This window comes from Henriciella marina DSM 19595 (assembly GCF_000376805.1).
GTDB lineage: Bacteria > Pseudomonadota > Alphaproteobacteria > Caulobacterales > Hyphomonadaceae > Henriciella > Henriciella marina.
Window position 1 is genome coordinate 434,972 of the sequence record NZ_AQXT01000002.1, and the last position, 16,473, is coordinate 451,444.

Consider the following 16,473-nt stretch of genomic DNA (forward strand, 5'->3'; position numbering starts at 1 on the left):
TATGGCGAAAGGCACATACATCAAAGGCAAGTGGCAGCCAGGCGACGGCGACTGGTTTGAAAAAACCTCGCCAGCGACGGGCGAGACAAGCTGGGAAGGCCAGGCCTCCAGCGCCTCGCAGGTTAATGAAGCGGTAGAAGCTGCGCAGGACGCCGGACGTGATTGGCGCCACACGCCTCAGGGCGAACGCACCCGGTTCATGGAAGCCTATGCGGGCGAGATCGAGAAGCGCGCCGAGGATATTTCGGCCGCGATCAGCAATGACATGGGTAAGGCCCGCTGGGAGTCGCTCGCTGAAGCGGGCGCGATGAAGGGCAAGGTCGCGGTCTCTATCGAGGCGCAGGTCGAGCGCGCCGGCGGCCGCAGCCAGGAAACCGCCTTTGGCGGCGCGCACCTTACCCACCGCCCGCACGGCGTCATGGCCGTCTTCGGACCTTTCAACTTCCCGGGTCATTTGCCGAACGGACATATCGTGCCCGCGCTTCTGGCAGGGAATACCTGCGTCTTGAAACCCTCCGAGCTCGCGCCGTCTGTCGCGAAGATCATGGTCGAGTGTTTTGAAGCGGCTGGTCTTCCATCTGGTGTGCTGAACGTCGTTAATGGCGGCCGGGACACTGGCGCAGCGCTGCTCGATGCCGACATCAACGGCGTTCTCTTTACCGGTTCGGCCAAGACGGGCACGGCGTTCCACCGCCATTTCGCAGGTCGCCCCGATATCATTCTTGCGCTCGAGATGGGGGGGAATAACCCCCTCATTGTCTGGGATCCGGCTGACCCTGAAGCGGCGGGCGACATCGCGGCTCAGTCCGCCTTCCTGACGACAGGTCAGCGTTGCACCTGTGCACGCCGCGTTTATGTGCCCGACAATGCTTTCGGCAAGTCAGTGATTGAGGCCATCGTTGAACGTGCCCGGGGCCTCAAGATCGGGGCCTGGGATGAAGATGAAATCTTCATGGGGCCGCTTGTGTCCGAAGAGGCCGCGCAGGCAGCCGTCGATTTCCAGACCATGCTGTCAAAGGCGGGCGGCAAGCCGCTACGCCGTCTGAAGCGTCTGGATCGTGGCGGCGGCTTTGTAACGGCAGGCGTCATTGACGTGACCGATGCCAGCAATGTGCCGGATGAAGAGCTTTTCGGACCCCTCATTCAGGTCCACCGCGTCAAGGATTTCGATTCTGCGATTTCGCACGCCAATGACACACGATTTGGTCTCTCTGGCGGGCTTGTCAGCGACGATGATGCGCTCTGGCTGCGCGCTCACAATGAGATGCGCGCCGGTATCCTCAACCGCAACCGGCCAACGGCTGGCGCGTCGGGCAATATGCCGTTTGGCGGCCCGGGGCTTTCCGGCAACTTCCGCCCGGGTGCCTATTATGCCGCCGATTATTGCGCCTGGCCGCAGGCAAGCCAGACGGCCAGTCAGGCCGCCCGACTTAAAGCGCAAGGGTTTCCGGGCTAAGAGCTTCAGAAGGGGTTAAGCGAATAGCCGTCACGCGCGAGCTGCGCATGCGCAGTCATGGCTGACAGGGATATTTCCACGCCTGGTATCAGGTCGTCCTTGGATAGCCCACGCGCCGCCGCCGTCTGTCCACATAGATAGATGGGCACGTCAGCCTGAAGCAGGGCGAAGACAAGGCGGAACGTGTCAGTTGCGTCTTCGGTCGGGCCTGGCTGGACGAGGTATTGCGCTGCGCCGCCGTGAACCACGATGGCGGGCTTGATCGCGTCTCTGTCTACACCGGCGCGCGCATGCATGTTGAGGAAGCGGGCGACTGTCTCGAACTGGCGGTTCACCCCACCGCGCTCTTCGGTATCGGCAATGTCGAAAGCGACCTTCAGTTCCATGTCTTCGGCAAGCGGGATCATGCCCTCTGCTTGTGCGGACGGGCCAAATTCCTCGATCACCGGACCGGGTGTGAAAGCTTCAGGCAGCGTTTGTGCATTGGCGATCGCGCCAGGAGCAAACAGGGCAGCGGCGGCGAGCATCGGGTTCAGCTTCATGATGGCGGTTCCTCTTGAGGGATAGGTGTCCCCGATATTGAGCGCGACAGGGCGGTGTGTCCATCAGCGGCTTCCATCAACCCGCCGGGCAGTGTATCCGGCCCTTATGAGCACAGCATACGAAGTCAATTTCGATGGCCTGATCGGGCCGAGCCACAATTATGGCGGGATGTCTGAAGGTAACCTCGCCAGCGCCCGTAATGAGGGAGATGTTTCCAATCCGCGGGAGGCCGCAATTCAGGGGCTGGAAAAGATGCGGCTCCTCCTGCGGGCGGGACTTAAACAGGGTGTGCTGCCACCGCTCCCGCGACCGAACTTCGATCTACTGGTCGCGGCGGGCTTTTCGGGCAGCGACGCCGACATCATTGAAGCGGCCGCCCGCGCCAATCCAAAGCTCCTCAAGGCTGCCTATAGCGCGTCATCCATGTGGGCGGCGAATGCGGCCACCGTCTCGCCATCCGCTGACGCATCTGATGGCAGGCTGCATCTGACGACAGCGAACCTCTCGACCATGCTGCATCGCTCCACAGAGCATCCCGACACGACCGCCGCGCTGATTTCGATTTTCGGGGACACAGACAGGTTCGGCGTTCACGCGGCCCTGCCAATGCATGCCGATTTCGCTGATGAGGGCGCCGCCAATCATGTTCGTCTGTGTGCTGAACATGGCGCTGAAGGCGTTGAAGTCTTCGTCTATGGGCGCGACGCCGGAGAGAGCGCGGTCGGTTTTCCGGCCCGCCAGACAAAACTTGCGAGTGAAAGTATCGCCCGGGCCCATACGCTGTCCCAAAGCCGCCAAGTGTTCGCTCGCCAGTCGCGCGCGGTCATCGACGCCGGTGCCTTCCACAATGATGTTGTCTGCGTCGGCTCGCTCGATACGCTCTTCTATCATGAGCTTGCCTTCGAAGAGACAGACGCCACGCTGGATGCCATTCGCAAGGCGGGTGAGGGACTCTTTGAGCTGAAGACCGTGATGGTGCCCGAAGCGGACGTGCCGATCGGCGACGCGATCACTTCGTATCTCTTTAACTCGCAGCTCCTCAAATGGCCCGGCGAAGACCGCCTCGTTCTGCTCGCCCCGCTTGAGACGCAGGAAACTCAAAGCACGCGTGCCTTCTGTGAGAAGATGGTCGAGGGCAACGGCCCGATCGGCCGGGTTCAGTATGTCGATGTGCGCCAGTCCATGCGCAATGGCGGCGGGCCGGCATGCCTGCGCCTGCGTGTCGTGATGACCGATGAAGAACTTGATGCCTGTCATCAGGGCGTCCTGCTGGACGAGGACAAGATCGACAGGCTGCAGGACATTGTCGCGCGGACCTATCGCGACAAAGTGGTGGCCGCAGATCTCGCCGATCCGGCCTTCGCCAATGAGTGCAGGCTCGCCCGCGAGGCAATTTTAGAGTGCCTGGGTCTTAGTGAGCTCGACTAGGGAACGCCCGGAAAGGACGACACGATCTCAACCTCGATATCGGGGAAGCTGTCGACATACTGGACGGTAAAATCCGGAAAGCTCTCGACCAGCTGCCACTGTCCGCACTTGTCTGGAAAGCTCTCCACCATCTGGACTTTCAGATCGGGGAAACTGTCGACGGCCTTGATCTTGATGTCCGGGAAGCTGTCGACGACCTGAACTTTCCCATGGAGCGGCGTACCCTCAAACTGGCAGGATGCATCAACCGCGTCATCGCCGAGCGCAGGTAGCGCAAAAACAAATACGCTCACGGCAAGCGCCGTGGCCCATCTCATTTCCCGCTACCGACCGGTGCCAGGCGACCGCCCGCCTCGGCATAGGCCTGACTGCCCCGGTGCAGGACCGTGTCAGATGCCTCAATGTCTTCAGGCTTCAGCTCGAAATTGCCCTGCATCTTGTCATAGATCGGCGCGAAATCGGTTTTCACTGTCGCATCGAAAAGCTGCTCATAGCTGTCGATGACGAAATAGGTCTGCTGGAAATCATCGATCCGGTAATCGGTCTTCATCAGCCGCTCCAGCTCAAACCCGATCCGGTTGGGGGAGGGGTCTTCGAGCGCGAAAATGCTCTCTGTCTTTGAGGAAACGATCCCCGCGCCATAGATGCGGAGCCCCTCATCGGTCTGGATCAGCCCAAATTCCACCGTATACCAGTAAAGCGCGGCAAGGTTCTTCAGCGCCGCAAAATCGAGGCTGCGCAGGCCCCCCTTGCCATAGGCTTCCATATAGTCGGCAAAGACCGGATTGGTCAGCATCGGCACATGGCCGAACACGTCATGGAAAACGTCCGGTTCCTGCAGGTAATCGAGCTGATTGCGTTTGCGGATGAACTGGCCGGCCGGAAAGCGGCGATTGGCGAGGTGATCGAAAAACACCTCATCCGGCACCAGTCCCGGCACGGCGACGACGCGCCAGCCGGTCAGCGCTTCCAGCTCGTCCGACATCGCCTCAAACTCGGGGATGCCGCCCTTGCCGAGATCCAGCGCCTTCAATCCGTCGAGGAATTCAGGCGCCGCGCGGCCCGGCAGAACGTCCATCTGCCGCTTGTACAGGATGTCCCACACGGCATGTTCTTCTGCCGTGTAGTCGGACCAGCCCTGATCTATGGTCCAGTCAGCTCGTGCGTGCGCAGGGCGTTCGGAATGGTTGCTCATGCAACTATTATAACGCACTAAACACTGAAAGAAATGGAAAGCTGGTCTTCGCACTGGCACAACGCCAAGAGAGGAAAGGATACGCCGTCTATGAAACTCGCAAGCCTCAACAAGGGACGCGACGGCCAGCTCGTCGTCGTTTCAAAAGATCTCACCCGCTACGCAGACGCCAGCCACATCGCCCTGACCCTGCAGTCGGCGCTCGACAGCTGGGACCTGAAGGCGCCGAAACTCGCCGCGCTTGCGCAGGAGGTTGAGGTCGGCTCCGTGCCCACCGAACGCTTCCATGAGCATGACTGCGCCTCGCCGCTGCCACGTGCCTTTCAGTGGGCCGATGGGTCTGCCTACATCAACCATGTCGAGCTGGTCCGCAAAGCCCGCGGCGCTGAAGTGCCGGAAAGCTTCTATTCCGATCCGCTGATGTATCAGGGAGGCTCTGACAGCTTCCTTGGGCCCCGTGAGGCGATCCCCCTGAACGACAAGTCCTGGGGTCTCGACTTCGAAGCAGAGGTTTGCGTCGTCACGGGCGACGTGCCCATGGGCATCGATGCCAAGGCCGCGCTCGATCAGGTCAAACTCATCATGATCTGCAATGATGTCAGCCTTCGCGGCCTCATCCCGAATGAGCTTGGCAAGGGTTTCGGTTTCTTCCAGTCCAAACCGTCGAGCGCGTTCTCGCCGGTGGCGGTTACACCCGATGAGCTTGGCGAGGCCTGGAGCGGCGGCAAGCTGCATCTTCCCATGCTGTCGACCTATAATGACAAGCCATTCGGCAAGCCCGAATGCGATGTCGATATGACGTTCGACTTCGGCACGCTGGTCGCGCACGCGGCCAGGACCCGGCCGCTCTGCGCTGGCACGATCATCGGTTCGGGTACGATCTCCAATCGCGACCCCGACGGCGGGGCAGGAAAGCCTGTTGCCGATGGCGGTCTTGGTTATTCCTGCATTGCGGAAATCCGCATGATCGAAACCATCCGCGACGGTGAGCCGACGACCAGCTTCATGCAAGTCGGCGACAAGATCCGCATCGAGGTCAAGGACAGCGCCGGTCACACCGTCTTCGGTGCGATCGAACAGGATGTCGTTGCCCCATGAGCGGACTGAAACTCTATGAATACTGGCGCTCGTCCGCAGCCTACAGGCTGCGGATCGCGCTTAACCTCAAGGGTGTCGACTACACGTCAGAAGCGGTGAACATCGCGCCCGGCAACGATGAGCAGATGCGCGAGGGCTACCGCGCCCTCAATCCGCAGATGCGCGTCCCGATGATCGAAGTGGACGGCCAGCGCGCTGGCCAGTCCATGGCGGTCCTCGAATGGCTCGATGAGACTTATCCGGACCCGCCGCTATTGCCGGAAGATAGCTGGACCCGCCTTCAGGTCCGCGCCTTTGCGGACGTTATCGGCTGCGACATCCACCCGCTGAACAACCTCTCGGTTCTGAAAAAACTGAAAGACGATTTCGGCGCAGATCAGGACGCCGTCGGTGAATGGTATCGTGACTGGATCCTCCGCGGCTTCACGGCGCTTGAGGAAATGGCGCAGGCTCATTCAGGGGCTGCATTCCTCTTCGGGGATACGCCGACGCTGGCGGAAATCTGCCTTGTGCCGCAAGTCTATAACGCCCAGCGCTACAAGACCGATCTTGGCCTGTTTCCTAGACTTCTTGAAGTCGATGAGGCGTGCCGGGCGCTCGATGCGTTCGCGCGGGCGGCCCCTGATGCGGTCAAGCCAGACTGAGCTTAGTTGGCCTGCTTGCGTTTGAGCGCATAGCCGTCATCGGTCCGGTCCAGCACATAGGGGATATCGGGGTGGCTGACCGGCTGGTCGCTGTCGTCAACGAGCAGATTACCCTCTGAAACATAGGCGACATAATGCGTCTTATCGTTCTCGGCGAAGAGGTGATAATAGGGCTGGTCTTTCGATGGACGCAGATGCTCGGGGATGGCTTCATACCATTCGTCGGAATTGGCAAAGACCGGGTCGACATCAAAGATCACGCCGCGAAAATCGAACAGGCGGTGCTTCACGACCTGGCCGATCTGGAACCTCGCCTGACGTCTGTCGATCGCAAAGTGCGGATAACCGTCTTCACCATAGCCCAGCGCGGTTTCTTCATCGGGCTCTGGCATGGATTGCAGCACCTCAGCGTCCGCTTCTGCGGCTTTGGGCGTCCTGAACAGCGCAGCTATGCGCGAGAATATGTTGGGTCGTTGGCTCATCTCCATTCAATGTGATATTGCGGTTATCAACCGACAAGATTTGGGCCTCACATGGCTGAAAAAAAATCGCGTGAGGGTCAAAGGCGAAACCGCCGGCCCTCGCGCAATGACCGAAGGCCACCGCTCTATGCGGCGGTGGACCTCGGTACGAACAATTGCAGACTGCTGGTCGCTGCGCCAACGCGCAAGGGCTTCAACGTGGTCGATTCCCACTCACAGATCGCGCGCCTCGGCGAAGGTCTGGAACAGTCTGGAGAGCTCTCCGAGGCTGCGATGAACCGTGCGTTTGACGCGCTCGATGCAATCTCCAAAAAACTGAAGGCGAAGCGGGTGGGCCATGTCCGCTGCATCGCGACCGAGGCCTGCCGGAAAGCGACCAATGGCGCTGACTTCATCGGCCAGATCCGTGAACGGACCGGGCTCACTTTCAAGATCATTGGCCCTCAGGAAGAGGCGCGGCTGGCGCTGATCGGCTGCCACAACCTCATAGACGATGACGCAAAAAGTGCCCTCGTCCTTGATATTGGTGGCGGCTCGACGGAGCTGTCCCTCGTTGACGCCGACCGGGCCCGGGACAGTGGCCTTGATGGCATGCTCAAAAAGCCGCCTATCAAGGCATGGGTCAGCGTCCCGCTCGGCGTGGTGACGCTAACCGAAGCCTTCAGCCATCTCGATGAAGCCGAAGCCTATCCTGCCATGCTCGAAAAGGCGCGCAGCTATATCGAACCGTGGGCGACCAAGCATGATGTGCGCGCGATCCTCGCAGATGGGGCGTCCCATATCATCGGCACGTCTGGTACAGTCACCTGCGTTGCCGGGGTTCATTTCGGTCTCGAGCGGTACCGGCGCGATATGGTGGATGGCCACTGGATGGATCATGATGGATGCTATTCAACCATGGACGCACTCATCTCCGCGGGGCCGGTCGGACGAGCGAAGTATCCGACAATTGGTGAAGACAGGGCAGGGCTGATGCTGGCAGGTTGCGCCCTGATGGATGCTGTCTGGTCGCTTGCGCCTCAATCAAGAATGCGTGTGGCTGATCGCGGTCTACGCGAGGGCCTGCTGCTCTCCATGATGAAGGGGCCGAAACGCAAACGGTCTCGCGGCGGGCGCAAACGCAAGCCAAAACAACAAGGCGGCGAAGCGGCCGTGGAGGCAAAATCATGACCGACGATGGCAAGCGGCGCTGGAAAGGCCCACCCAAGGAAAAGAAACAAGGGTCGGGTCGGCGCATGTCTGAGCGCAAGATCATCGCCTATAATGCGAAGGACGAAAGCTCAAAGCGCTGGATCGAACGCCAGCTGTCCGACCCTTACGTACAGCTCGCCAAGAAGGAAAACTATCGCGCGCGGGCGGCCTACAAGCTGATCGAGGTTGATGAGAAGACGGGCCTTCTGAAGGGCGCAAAACGCGTGGTCGACCTTGGCAGTGCGCCGGGCGGCTGGCTTCAGGTGTGCCTTCGCCGCGGCGTCAGCGAAATTGCAGGGATTGATCTTCTCGCCATCGACCCGCTTCCGGGCGCGCATATTGTCCAGGGCGACATCAATGAGCCGGAAGATGTGGCACGCCTGCTCGAAGGCCTTGGCGGACCGCCTGACCTTGTTCTCTCCGACATGGCCGCGAACACGACCGGCCACAAACAGACCGACAGCCTTCGAACTGCCGCGCTGGCAGAAACAGCGCTCTGGTTTGCGAGTGAATATCTCGTCACGGGCGGAAACTTCTGCAGCAAGGTTTTCCAGGGCGGCGCGACGCAGGACATGCTGAATGATCTCAAGCGCATGTTCAAAACCGTCAAACACGTCAAACCACCGGCCAGCCGGGCTGGTTCGCCAGAACTCTTCGTTGTTGCGCTCGGATTTCGCGGCCGCTCATGAGTGCGGACGCCCGGATACTTGTGCATCGCACGCCGGGAGAGATACGGGCGGCCGCATTCAATGCGCAGGGAAAGCCCTTTCGCCTCTTCGTTGAGCGCTGGGGCGGCGAAGAGGCAGGCCTTCGTCTTCACACAAGGGTGGACGCGAGACTTCGCCGCCGGGCGGTTGAGCAGGGCGGGGCCTTTTTTGAAGCAGCCTCAGGCGAGGAAATCTTCGTCCGGTCCGCCGACGCCGGAAAGCTGACCGAAGGCGCTGCGGCGATTGTGGAAATTGTGGCCGAAGCGCGCCGCGACAAGCTCGCCCGCGGCAAGGTCACCCGGGAAAAGTCCGAGAATCTTCCCCCGCCGCTGGACCGCTGGAGCACCTCCATTGTCGGGGCGCCTGAATTCGACACGGTGGCCGACCCTCTGGACTTCGACCGGATCGAAAGCGCGTTTGATGAAGCGCTAGGAAAATGGTGTCCGCTGCCGAGTGGGGGAAATCTTGGTATTGAGCGAACCCGTGCTCTGACGGCGATCGACATCGACACGGCTGGGCGCATGTCGAAGGGAAGCGCTGGTGCCCGGGCGTTTGGCATCAATCGCGAAGCGGTGCAGGAAAGCGCGCGGCAATTGTCCCTGCGCAATCTCGGCGGCCTTGTTGTCCTTGACTGTATCGGTCCGGTCACCGCCTCATCGGCAGATAAACTCCGGACTGGCTTGCAGGAGAAATTCGCCGCCTATTCCGCTCGCCAGATAGAGGCGCTGAAGCCGTCGGCCTTCGGCCTGCTGCAGGCCCAGCTCGCCTGGGCAGAAGCGCCGGTCGAAGACAGGCTGAACGATGCCCAGGGGCTGCCAACACCGGAAACCGAACTCCTTGCTCTCTTCAGGGCGGCAGCGCGGGAAACAGCTGCAAATCGCACTGGCTTCTACAGGCTCACCCTGTCGGCAAGAGCGGTTCAGGCCTATATAGCGCGGCGAAAGCAATGTGACGCGCTCTTGCAGGAGGCCTTTTCAGGCCGGGTAAAGATTGCCAGTGGCAAGGGCGAGAAATCGGTGGTGAGGAAAGAATGAGCAAGGCGAAATGCCCGATCTGTGAGACCCGGCCAGTCAATCCGGAGTTCAGGCCTTTCTGCTCCAAACGCTGCGCTGACGTCGATCTCTCGCGTTGGCTGAAAGGCGGCTACGCCATTCCCGGGCGGCCCGCCGAACAGGCCGACGAAGCGCCAAGCTACAAGGAAGAACGCGACGAGTAGCGCGCCGGCCCGGATGCTGGCAGAGTGTCGGTGACGCTTTGTGCCATGAAAGGCCACTTCGATGCGCTTTATTCTTGCGACTGCCAGCCTGCTCGTCCTGACCGCTTGCGCCGTGCCAGCCGAAACCCCTCCCGATCAACCGTCTGAGCCTTCTCAACCCTATGAACGTATCTCGTTCGAAGGCGAATTTGCGACGCCAGAAGAACGTGCGCGCTGCGAAGCAGCCGGCGGAAGTGTTGAGCGCGCTGGGATGCTGGGCTGGGAAAACTGTATCCAGACCTTCGCAGATGGTGGGAAGATCTGCACGGACAGCTCTGAGTGTACGGGCACATGCCGGACCAGTGGTGAATTTGCCGATGGCGGCTCACGCGTCACCGGTCAATGTACCAGCAATGACAACATCTTTGGCTGCTACCAGACGGTGGAAAACGGCGTAGCCGGTCCGGCGCTTTGCGTTGACTAGGCGCTGACCTGACGGCCTTCGCGGGTCAGGAAGCCAGCAGGATCTCGTCTTTCTGGGTCTCCACGAGTTTCGGGCGCCCGATCCAGTAGCCCTGGATCTGGTCCGCGCCGAGCGTCTTCATCTGGGTGGCGAGCGCCTCTGAGTTGACGCCCTCGACACAGGATTTGAGTCCAATCTCGCGTGCCAGCTGTAGCGCGCCGCGAAGAATAGCGGTTTCGGGGCCGTCCTTGCTCTTATTGGCTGCATGAACAAGCGACTGATCGATTTTCAACGTGTCGAGTGGTAACTGGCTGAGGAGCGACAGGGACGAATAGCCCGTGCCGAAATCGTCCAGCGCAATCGACATCCCGGCCCGGCGAGCCCGCTCGAGGACTTTGACGTTTGCGCCGAGGTTTCTGAGCGCCACTTTCTCCGTAATCTCAAGCGTCACCGCGCTTGCGGCAAATCCATGCTTGTCGATCACGCGGCGAAGCGTGGTCACGAAATCGGGGGTCTGGAGCTGTCCCGGAGAGATGTTTACGGACAAGGCGCGAATGGTGTCTGGCCAGTTTGAAAGCGTTGTGTGGAGTGTGGTCCAGAGAAGCTCATTTAGGAGCCCCAGTTTCTCTGCCACCGGAATGAATTCATCCGGTCCAGGCTGGCGCGGGCTCTCAGCGCCAGATTTCGGACCGGTCCAGCGGGCAAGCAGTTCGTGGCCGACGATGTCCAGGCTGCTCGCATCCGCGATCGGCTGAAGGGCAGGGCGGATCAGACCGGTTGCGAGGGCGCGCGGGAAAGTGATATTGAGCCGCTCAGTACGCACTTCCGGGCCATCGACCGCTTCGGTGAAGCGGGCATAGCCGCCCCCGGTCGCCTTGACGCGGCGCATCGCTGTGTCGGCCTGGTTGAGGCAGGCCTGGAGATCCGTCTCGGCGCCCTCACCCTTCATATCGGCATAGCCCATCGAGGCGCCGACATGGATGAGGCGATCATCCCAGGCGACGTCGCAGACAAGCTCTTCATACAGATCGGCCATGGCGACATCCACGCCGGCCTGATCGAGGAACGGGTTGAGGATGGCCGCAAACTCATCGCCGCCGGGGCGGGCGGCGACCGAAATGGCCTCGCAGCGCTCCAGCCGGGACGCGATCGCCTTCAGGACCGCATCGCCCGCGGCATGGCCATACTGGTCGTTGAGCGGCTTGAAATTATTGAGGTCGATAAAGGCGAGCGTCACCGTTCCATTGCTCTTCGCCGATGCTTCAAGCGCGTCGAGGAAGGCGCGGCGATTGAGAAGGCCGGTTAGCGGATCGGTGGTGGCGAGGCGGTTTTTCTCTGCGATCACTTCGACGAGGCGGAGGTCTGTCTTCTGGCGGGCGATCTGGACCATGCCGAGGAGGAAGAGGAGGATCGCGGAAAAGGCGGCGAGTGTAATGCCAAGGGCGGTCTCATTGACCGTGGTTGAACCCGGGCCGTGGAAAATCTCGGCAAACGCCCCAAAACAATACCAGACAAGGCCGGCATGCACGGGGGCAAGGGCAAACTGGAGCCGGAAATCGAGGCCGATGGCGATGAAAACCGGAATGAACAGGACAAACATCAGACTGTTTGGATCAACCGCCCCGATGTGGAATTCGTAGAGCGTGTAGGCCCAGTAGCTGAGGAAGAGGAGCGCCAGTCCGCCGTGAAGAACGCGCTCGATATGATAGTCGCGCCGGGCAGCCAGGGAAATCGCGCCGAGGATGAGACAGTAGGTAACGGCCTCGAAATAGGAGGTTGGTTTCAGAACGCCGGTCGCCGCGGACAGTAGAAATGCGGTGCAGACGAGCACCAGACCGACAATGCCGATGCGATAGGCAATTCGGCGTAACCGTTCATGCAGGTCCCGCAGTCCCGGCTCAAATTCTAGTGTACTTTCGACCATGCCCCAGGATGGCACGAAAGCGGTAAATCATGGGTAAGCAAATATAAAATTTCGAAGGATTGCCGGTTATCTTTGGTTAACGCGCCCCGTTTCCCTGGTGGCAGGCATGCACCAGCGCCCACAGGCAAGCGGAAAAGCGCCCTGTGGCAACAAGGGTCGTACAAGGAGCAAAGGGCGCGGGGGCGTTAGCCGCTATCATACCAACCAGAGAGCGCCCGCGAGACCAGATGCGGGAGGCTGGCGGCAATCAGCTGAAGCTCTGTCGCTGTGCGGCGCGTATCTGTGGGGGCGAGACAGAGCGGGCGCGGTGCGCCTGCAGCCCGCAGGCGCGCAAGCCGCCACGCCATGCGCCGGGCGGCCTTTTCAGGGTGTCTGAGGAGTGCCCCCACGGTGTTCCAGCGGTGCATGAGCGGTGCGAGATCAAGCGGGCGGCAGCCACGCCCCGAAACCTCCGCCCGCAAGGTGTCAAACACCGAGGGGTCCAGGGGCGGCCTCTCCCGCAGTGTGGGCAGGAGGGCAAAGCCGCGCCGGGATTTACCCTTTTCGGCGGGGGCGGGTGCGGCCGGAGAGGGGCCCGCCTGTGAGGGGGCTGGCCTTGAGGGCGCGGTCTGGCTGGACGAGGTCCCGGCTTTCGCCGGAATGACGCTTATCTCAATCGACGCCGCCATCAGGACGAGGAGGCGGCGCAGCAGCGTCTCGATCAGTTTCAGACGCGCCCGGACATGGGTGTAGAGCCGCCGGCTAAGCCGGATTTCGGCCCGCTCCAGCCCGGCCCGGAAAGAGAGATATGCCATCTCCTCCCCCAAGGCGCGAAACCCTGCCTCTATGAACCCGGAATTGTCCTGCATGGATGAGAGGATAGGGGCGGGGGGAATACGGTCGGAAAGTTTAGCCTACTGTTTTGCGGCGCGTGCCTGATTGAGGTCGAACAGGCGCTTCAGGATTTCCTCGTCCGTCAGCGTGCCTGCGCGGAAATCATCGCCCCATCCATAGGCGTCGGCGACGGCCTCATCCAAGGCACGGTGGGCATGGTCGAGCCAGGCCGGGCGCTCATTGTAGAGATTGGTGAGGGTGCGCTTCTTCAGGACTTTCTCCGCTGCCTCATCGACCGGCACGATGCGGTCTGGATAGCCCTCGACCACTTCCGGCACCCGTTTGATGAGATCGGGTGGGTTCAGCCAGTTCTCTCGCAGCTCGTTGAGACGCGCGGCGGCCACCGCGATGGCCTGCGCGCGTGGATCGTCGGCGTAGGCTTCGGCCGGAATGTCCGGGGTGAGGCCTTTGGGGAAAGGGAAGGTCTCGAAACAGGTGGTCGGCGTGTAGCGGGGGCGGTCCTCGAGCGAGGTGCCCATGCGCAGCGACCAGAGTTCGTGGAATTTGCTGTGCAGGATGCCGAAGCTTGTGTCGTCATCGCGGGCGATGGCAACAATCTGACTGTCAGGCACAACTTCTCGCGGCAGCCACACAAACACCCGATGCTTGGCAAGCCTTGCGGTAGCAAGACACCTGTCTTTGTTGGCAATCGCTTTTCTGAAAGCATGTCGGGGGCGTTGATGAAGCCACCAAGTTGACTTGCTCGAACTATGAGCAGCGCTTTTGCGATAAGGCTTCACGTTCTCTTGTATGTATCGGAATGGAGATTCGAAGAACGCGGCTTCCATTTCTGATAGCCCTGTAAAGTCGATGATCCACATGTCTCTAGGGCGACGAACAACATCCAAACCGTTGGACCACGGTCGAATAACGGCTTGGTTCTTTTTGCCGTTTGGGTTCGAGGGAAGCTCCAAAAAATTACGTGCCACCGTTCCGGAGACATCGAAGCTGCCTCCCTTCTGGTTGCCGATAAACGCTACATCCAGATTCGATTTCAATTCAGTAGAGTTCGCAAAGTCGATGTCGCCGGTATCAAGGTCAGATTGTATCTCGGCGACAATTTCGCCATTGAGCCGCTTTGTGGCGGAAGCTGAGTGCGCGGAAAAACATACAATTGAGACGCGGACTGCAGCCCCATCTACGATCCATGGCTCGTCAGACCAAGCTTCAAAGATGTCTCCCCCCTCGGTAATATAGCGCAATACATCGCGATTTGCGCCGCCCCGAATTGAATTAGTCGACACTAGGCCAGCCCGCTTCAATTTCTTGTCGCCAATCATTTTCCAAGCTTTGGCAAACCAATAGGTCACCAGATCAGCGCCCCCCGGTACTCTCTCAGTCCATGCCTCTCTGAGGCTGATGACGTAGCTACTACCAAGGTCGCCCAGCATTTTCTTGTCGCCCAGAAAGGGCGGGTTTCCCACCACCACTTCCGCCTCCGGCCACTCTGCTCGCGTGCCATCCGCGTTCAGGATCGCGTCGCGGCATTCGATGGTGTTGAGCGGCTTCAGGATCGGATTGTCGGACACCGAAAACCCGTTCTCGCGCATCCACTGGATTTCACCGATCCAGATGGAAACGCGGGCGAGTTCTGCCGCATAAGGATTAAGCTCAATGCCCTTTACCGCTTCCGGGCCGACACGCGGGAAGCCGCGTGGCAGGCCGAGGGCCTCGGCCTCGACATTCGCCTTGTGCTCGATATCCTTCAGCGCCTTGAGCGAGAGATAAAGGAAATTGCCCGAACCGCAGGCCGGGTCCAGCACACGAAATTCGGCCAGTTTCTCGATAAAGTCCGAATGCGCTTTCACTGCGCGATTATAGGCTTGGGTCTTGGCACCGGAGGATTTCGCCGTGCGTGACTTTTCCATCTCCGCCTCGATTTGCGCCTTCATCCCTTCCCATTCGGCCTCCAGCGGGTCCACGATGACCGGGTTCACGATCATCATGATCTTTTCGCGGTCTGTATAGTGCGCGCCAAGCTGTGAGCGCTTCGACGGGTCGAGGCCACGTTCGAAAAGGGTGCCGAGGATAGAAGGGTCGATGTCGCCCCAATAGAGTTTCGCCGCCTTCAGCGCGAGGTCGACATCGTCGCGGTCCATGGCCAAGGCTTCGGCGCTGTCGAACAGGCCGCCATTGAACCATGGGATGTCTTCAAGGCCGAACTCGCCGCCATTTTGCATCGCCGCAAAGAGGTTGGTGAGGTGGCCTTCCGCGCGATCCGGCTCTCGCTGCGAGCGTTCCATCGCCTTCTGGAAGAGCTTGTTCGGCAGGAGGTTCACATCCTCCGCGAACATGCAGAAGACCAGCCGGTTGACGAAATGGGCGACTGTCTGGGCGTGATGGCCACGATCCCGCAGTCGCTGAGCGAGTTTTGAGAAATCGTCTGCCGCTTCACGCGTAAGATCGTCGCGCGTGCGTTTCGGTTTCAGCGCGCCCGGATTGGTGAAGCAGTTGCGCAGGAGATCGCGCCATTTCTGATCCACGAGGTCGGTCAGTTCGATCTCATGCTTCTCGCTGACTGTGTTCGTCCAGTTCGTGCGAACCACGATCCGCTTGGTATCCGACACGATCAGGAGCGGCGGGCTTTCCAGCGCAACGGCATAGCGCTGAAGCTGGGTGTAGGCGGCGTCGAGCTTGGCTTTCGGGCCTTTATATTCCCAGCCGAAATGACCCTTCTTCCAGACATCTGCAAAGCCTTGCCCGCCGGTGGACTTGGTCGCGCCCTTTTCGAAACAATAGCTGTCGCCGGAATGGTCCATGTCAGCGGGTTTCGCGACATCGAGCAGCTCGCAGAGATCGAGGAAATGTTGTTGCGCAGACGCGCTCTCTTTCAGCTCGGAGCGTTCCCATTTGCGGATGAAGTCGGATGGCGTCATGGGGCTCTTTGTGGATTGAGTCCGGAGGGCGGTTTCCAAAAGCGGAAACCAGAGGTGGACATAGCGGGTGTCCGATCTGGAATAGCCCGTCAAGGGTGTAATCCTATGGACGCTTCGCGCCCTTGACGGGCTATTCCAGATCGAAAGACGCTGGCTATGGCTGAATGGCAGGGTCTGCCATTCGGCCTGAATAGCGCTTTGTGCGGAAGGCCTGGGTTACCGCTGCGCGCGTCGTGGTTGGTGAGATGGGTCGCCCCCTCACCCCTGGCCCCTCTCCCGCGGGAGAGGGGAAAATCACTCTTCTGCCCGCGCGAGCCCCTCACTTATGACATAGACACAGGCGACCTGGGTTGCGTGAGACGACGGCGCCGAACCATTTGCTCCGGCGCATCGGCAGG

General features: G+C 60.5%; 16 protein-coding genes. 9 read left to right on the forward strand and 7 right to left on the reverse strand.

Annotated elements, in window-relative coordinates:
* Position 1 precedes the first annotated feature (1 nt).
* Positions 2-1,456, forward strand: coding sequence for a succinylglutamate-semialdehyde dehydrogenase (gene astD, locus F550_RS0102180; protein WP_018146886.1), 1,455 nt, complete (start codon positions 2-4; stop codon positions 1,454-1,456).
* 5 nt (positions 1,457-1,461) lie between these two features.
* On the opposite strand, the gene F550_RS0102185 is transcribed toward astD, so the two are convergent.
* Complete coding sequence (locus F550_RS0102185) at positions 1,462-1,998, reverse strand: DsrE family protein (RefSeq protein WP_018146887.1); 537 nt, start codon at positions 1,996-1,998, stop codon at positions 1,462-1,464.
* A 106-nt stretch (positions 1,999-2,104) separates the two neighbouring features.
* On the opposite strand from F550_RS0102185, the gene F550_RS0102190 reads away from it, so the two are divergent.
* The gene (locus F550_RS0102190; protein ID WP_018146888.1) at positions 2,105-3,427 is read left to right on the forward strand and encodes an N-succinylarginine dihydrolase; all 1,323 of its coding nucleotides are present in this window, start codon (positions 2,105-2,107) and stop codon (positions 3,425-3,427) included.
* Here the strand turns inward: F550_RS0102190 and F550_RS0102195 are convergent.
* Positions 3,424-3,744, reverse strand: a complete 321-nt coding sequence (locus F550_RS0102195) for a hypothetical protein (RefSeq protein WP_018146889.1) — start codon at positions 3,742-3,744, stop codon at positions 3,424-3,426. The genes F550_RS0102190 and F550_RS0102195 overlap by 4 nt on opposite strands.
* Positions 3,741-4,622, reverse strand: coding sequence for a phenylalanine 4-monooxygenase (gene phhA, locus F550_RS0102200; RefSeq protein ID WP_018146890.1), 882 nt, complete (start codon positions 4,620-4,622; stop codon positions 3,741-3,743). The genes F550_RS0102195 and phhA overlap by 4 nt, the downstream gene beginning before the upstream one ends.
* A 90-nt stretch (positions 4,623-4,712) precedes the next feature.
* Here phhA and F550_RS0102205 point away from each other — a divergent pair, with 90 nt between their 5' ends.
* Together F550_RS0102205 and maiA are read left to right on the forward strand one after the other, a co-directional pair.
* Positions 4,713-5,720 (forward strand): fumarylacetoacetate hydrolase family protein, encoded by a 1,008-nt coding sequence (locus tag F550_RS0102205; RefSeq protein ID WP_018146891.1) that lies wholly within the window; start codon positions 4,713-4,715, stop codon positions 5,718-5,720.
* Positions 5,717-6,364 carry a maleylacetoacetate isomerase gene (maiA, locus tag F550_RS0102210; RefSeq protein WP_018146892.1) on the forward strand — a complete coding sequence of 216 codons (648 nt, stop codon included), beginning with the start codon at positions 5,717-5,719 and terminating at the stop codon, positions 6,362-6,364. Before F550_RS0102205 ends, maiA begins: the two co-directional genes overlap by 4 nt.
* Positions 6,365-6,366: 2 nt before the next feature.
* On the opposite strand, the gene hspQ is transcribed toward maiA, so the two are convergent.
* Positions 6,367-6,693: a heat shock protein HspQ gene (hspQ, locus tag F550_RS0102215; protein ID WP_026180513.1), complete on the reverse strand. Its 327-nt coding sequence runs from the start codon at positions 6,691-6,693 to the stop codon at positions 6,367-6,369.
* Positions 6,694-6,897: 204 nt separating this feature from the next.
* Here hspQ and F550_RS0102220 point away from each other — a divergent pair, with 204 nt between their 5' ends.
* The 5 genes from F550_RS0102220 to F550_RS18315 all read left to right on the forward strand — a co-directional run bounded on the left by F550_RS0102220 (position 6,898) and on the right by F550_RS18315 (position 10,423).
* Positions 6,898-8,016 carry a Ppx/GppA phosphatase family protein gene (locus F550_RS0102220; RefSeq protein ID WP_018146894.1) on the forward strand — a complete coding sequence of 373 codons (1,119 nt, stop codon included), beginning with the start codon at positions 6,898-6,900 and terminating at the stop codon, positions 8,014-8,016.
* Positions 8,013-8,726: an RlmE family RNA methyltransferase gene (locus tag F550_RS0102225; protein WP_018146895.1), complete on the forward strand. Its 714-nt coding sequence runs from the start codon at positions 8,013-8,015 to the stop codon at positions 8,724-8,726. The genes F550_RS0102220 and F550_RS0102225 overlap by 4 nt, the downstream gene beginning before the upstream one ends.
* Positions 8,723-9,778, forward strand: coding sequence for a ribonuclease E/G (locus F550_RS18310; protein WP_018146896.1), 1,056 nt, complete (start codon positions 8,723-8,725; stop codon positions 9,776-9,778). The genes F550_RS0102225 and F550_RS18310 overlap by 4 nt, the downstream gene beginning before the upstream one ends.
* Positions 9,775-9,960, forward strand: coding sequence for a DNA gyrase inhibitor YacG (locus F550_RS0102235; RefSeq protein WP_018146897.1), 186 nt, complete (start codon positions 9,775-9,777; stop codon positions 9,958-9,960). The genes F550_RS18310 and F550_RS0102235 overlap by 4 nt, the downstream gene beginning before the upstream one ends.
* Positions 9,961-10,021: 61 nt before the next feature.
* On the forward strand, positions 10,022-10,423 hold the full coding sequence (locus F550_RS18315) for a hypothetical protein (RefSeq protein WP_018146898.1): 402 nt from the start codon (positions 10,022-10,024) through the stop codon (positions 10,421-10,423).
* A 25-nt stretch (positions 10,424-10,448) separates the two neighbouring features.
* Here F550_RS18315 and F550_RS0102245 read toward each other — a convergent pair whose 3' ends face one another.
* From F550_RS0102245 to F550_RS0102255, 3 genes are all read right to left on the reverse strand, one after another.
* The gene (locus F550_RS0102245; protein WP_156807793.1) at positions 10,449-12,341 is read right to left on the reverse strand and encodes a putative bifunctional diguanylate cyclase/phosphodiesterase; all 1,893 of its coding nucleotides are present in this window, start codon (positions 12,339-12,341) and stop codon (positions 10,449-10,451) included.
* Positions 12,342-12,511: 170 nt separating this feature from the next.
* On the reverse strand, positions 12,512-13,120 hold the full coding sequence (locus F550_RS0102250) for a hypothetical protein (protein ID WP_156807794.1): 609 nt from the start codon (positions 13,118-13,120) through the stop codon (positions 12,512-12,514).
* 99 nt (positions 13,121-13,219) lie between these two features.
* Positions 13,220-16,075, reverse strand: coding sequence for a class I SAM-dependent DNA methyltransferase (locus tag F550_RS0102255; RefSeq protein ID WP_018146900.1), 2,856 nt, complete (start codon positions 16,073-16,075; stop codon positions 13,220-13,222).
* Positions 16,076-16,473 lie beyond the last annotated feature (398 nt).

Bases quoted from the DNA above. Each gene is read 5' to 3' on its own strand.
- astD (WP_018146886.1), top strand. From the start codon at position 2: ATGGCGAAAGGCACATACATCAAAGGCAAGTGGCAGCCAGGCGACGGC.
- F550_RS0102185 (WP_018146887.1), bottom strand. From the start codon at position 1,998: ATGAAGCTGAACCCGATGCTCGCCGCCGCTGCCCTGTTTGCTCCTGGC.
- F550_RS0102190 (WP_018146888.1), top strand. From the start codon at position 2,105: ATGAGCACAGCATACGAAGTCAATTTCGATGGCCTGATCGGGCCGAGC.
- F550_RS0102195 (WP_018146889.1), bottom strand. From the start codon at position 3,744: ATGAGATGGGCCACGGCGCTTGCCGTGAGCGTATTTGTTTTTGCGCTA.
- phhA (WP_018146890.1), bottom strand. From the start codon at position 4,622: ATGAGCAACCATTCCGAACGCCCTGCGCACGCACGAGCTGACTGGACC.
- F550_RS0102205 (WP_018146891.1), top strand. From the start codon at position 4,713: ATGAAACTCGCAAGCCTCAACAAGGGACGCGACGGCCAGCTCGTCGTC.
- maiA (WP_018146892.1), top strand. From the start codon at position 5,717: ATGAGCGGACTGAAACTCTATGAATACTGGCGCTCGTCCGCAGCCTAC.
- F550_RS0102220 (WP_018146894.1), top strand. From the start codon at position 6,898: ATGGCTGAAAAAAAATCGCGTGAGGGTCAAAGGCGAAACCGCCGGCCC.
- F550_RS0102225 (WP_018146895.1), top strand. From the start codon at position 8,013: ATGACCGACGATGGCAAGCGGCGCTGGAAAGGCCCACCCAAGGAAAAG.
- F550_RS18310 (WP_018146896.1), top strand. From the start codon at position 8,723: ATGAGTGCGGACGCCCGGATACTTGTGCATCGCACGCCGGGAGAGATA.
- F550_RS0102235 (WP_018146897.1), top strand. From the start codon at position 9,775: ATGAGCAAGGCGAAATGCCCGATCTGTGAGACCCGGCCAGTCAATCCG.
- F550_RS18315 (WP_018146898.1), top strand. From the start codon at position 10,022: ATGCGCTTTATTCTTGCGACTGCCAGCCTGCTCGTCCTGACCGCTTGC.
- F550_RS0102250 (WP_156807794.1), bottom strand. From the start codon at position 13,120: ATGGCATATCTCTCTTTCCGGGCCGGGCTGGAGCGGGCCGAAATCCGG.
- F550_RS0102255 (WP_018146900.1), bottom strand. From the start codon at position 16,075: ATGACGCCATCCGACTTCATCCGCAAATGGGAACGCTCCGAGCTGAAA.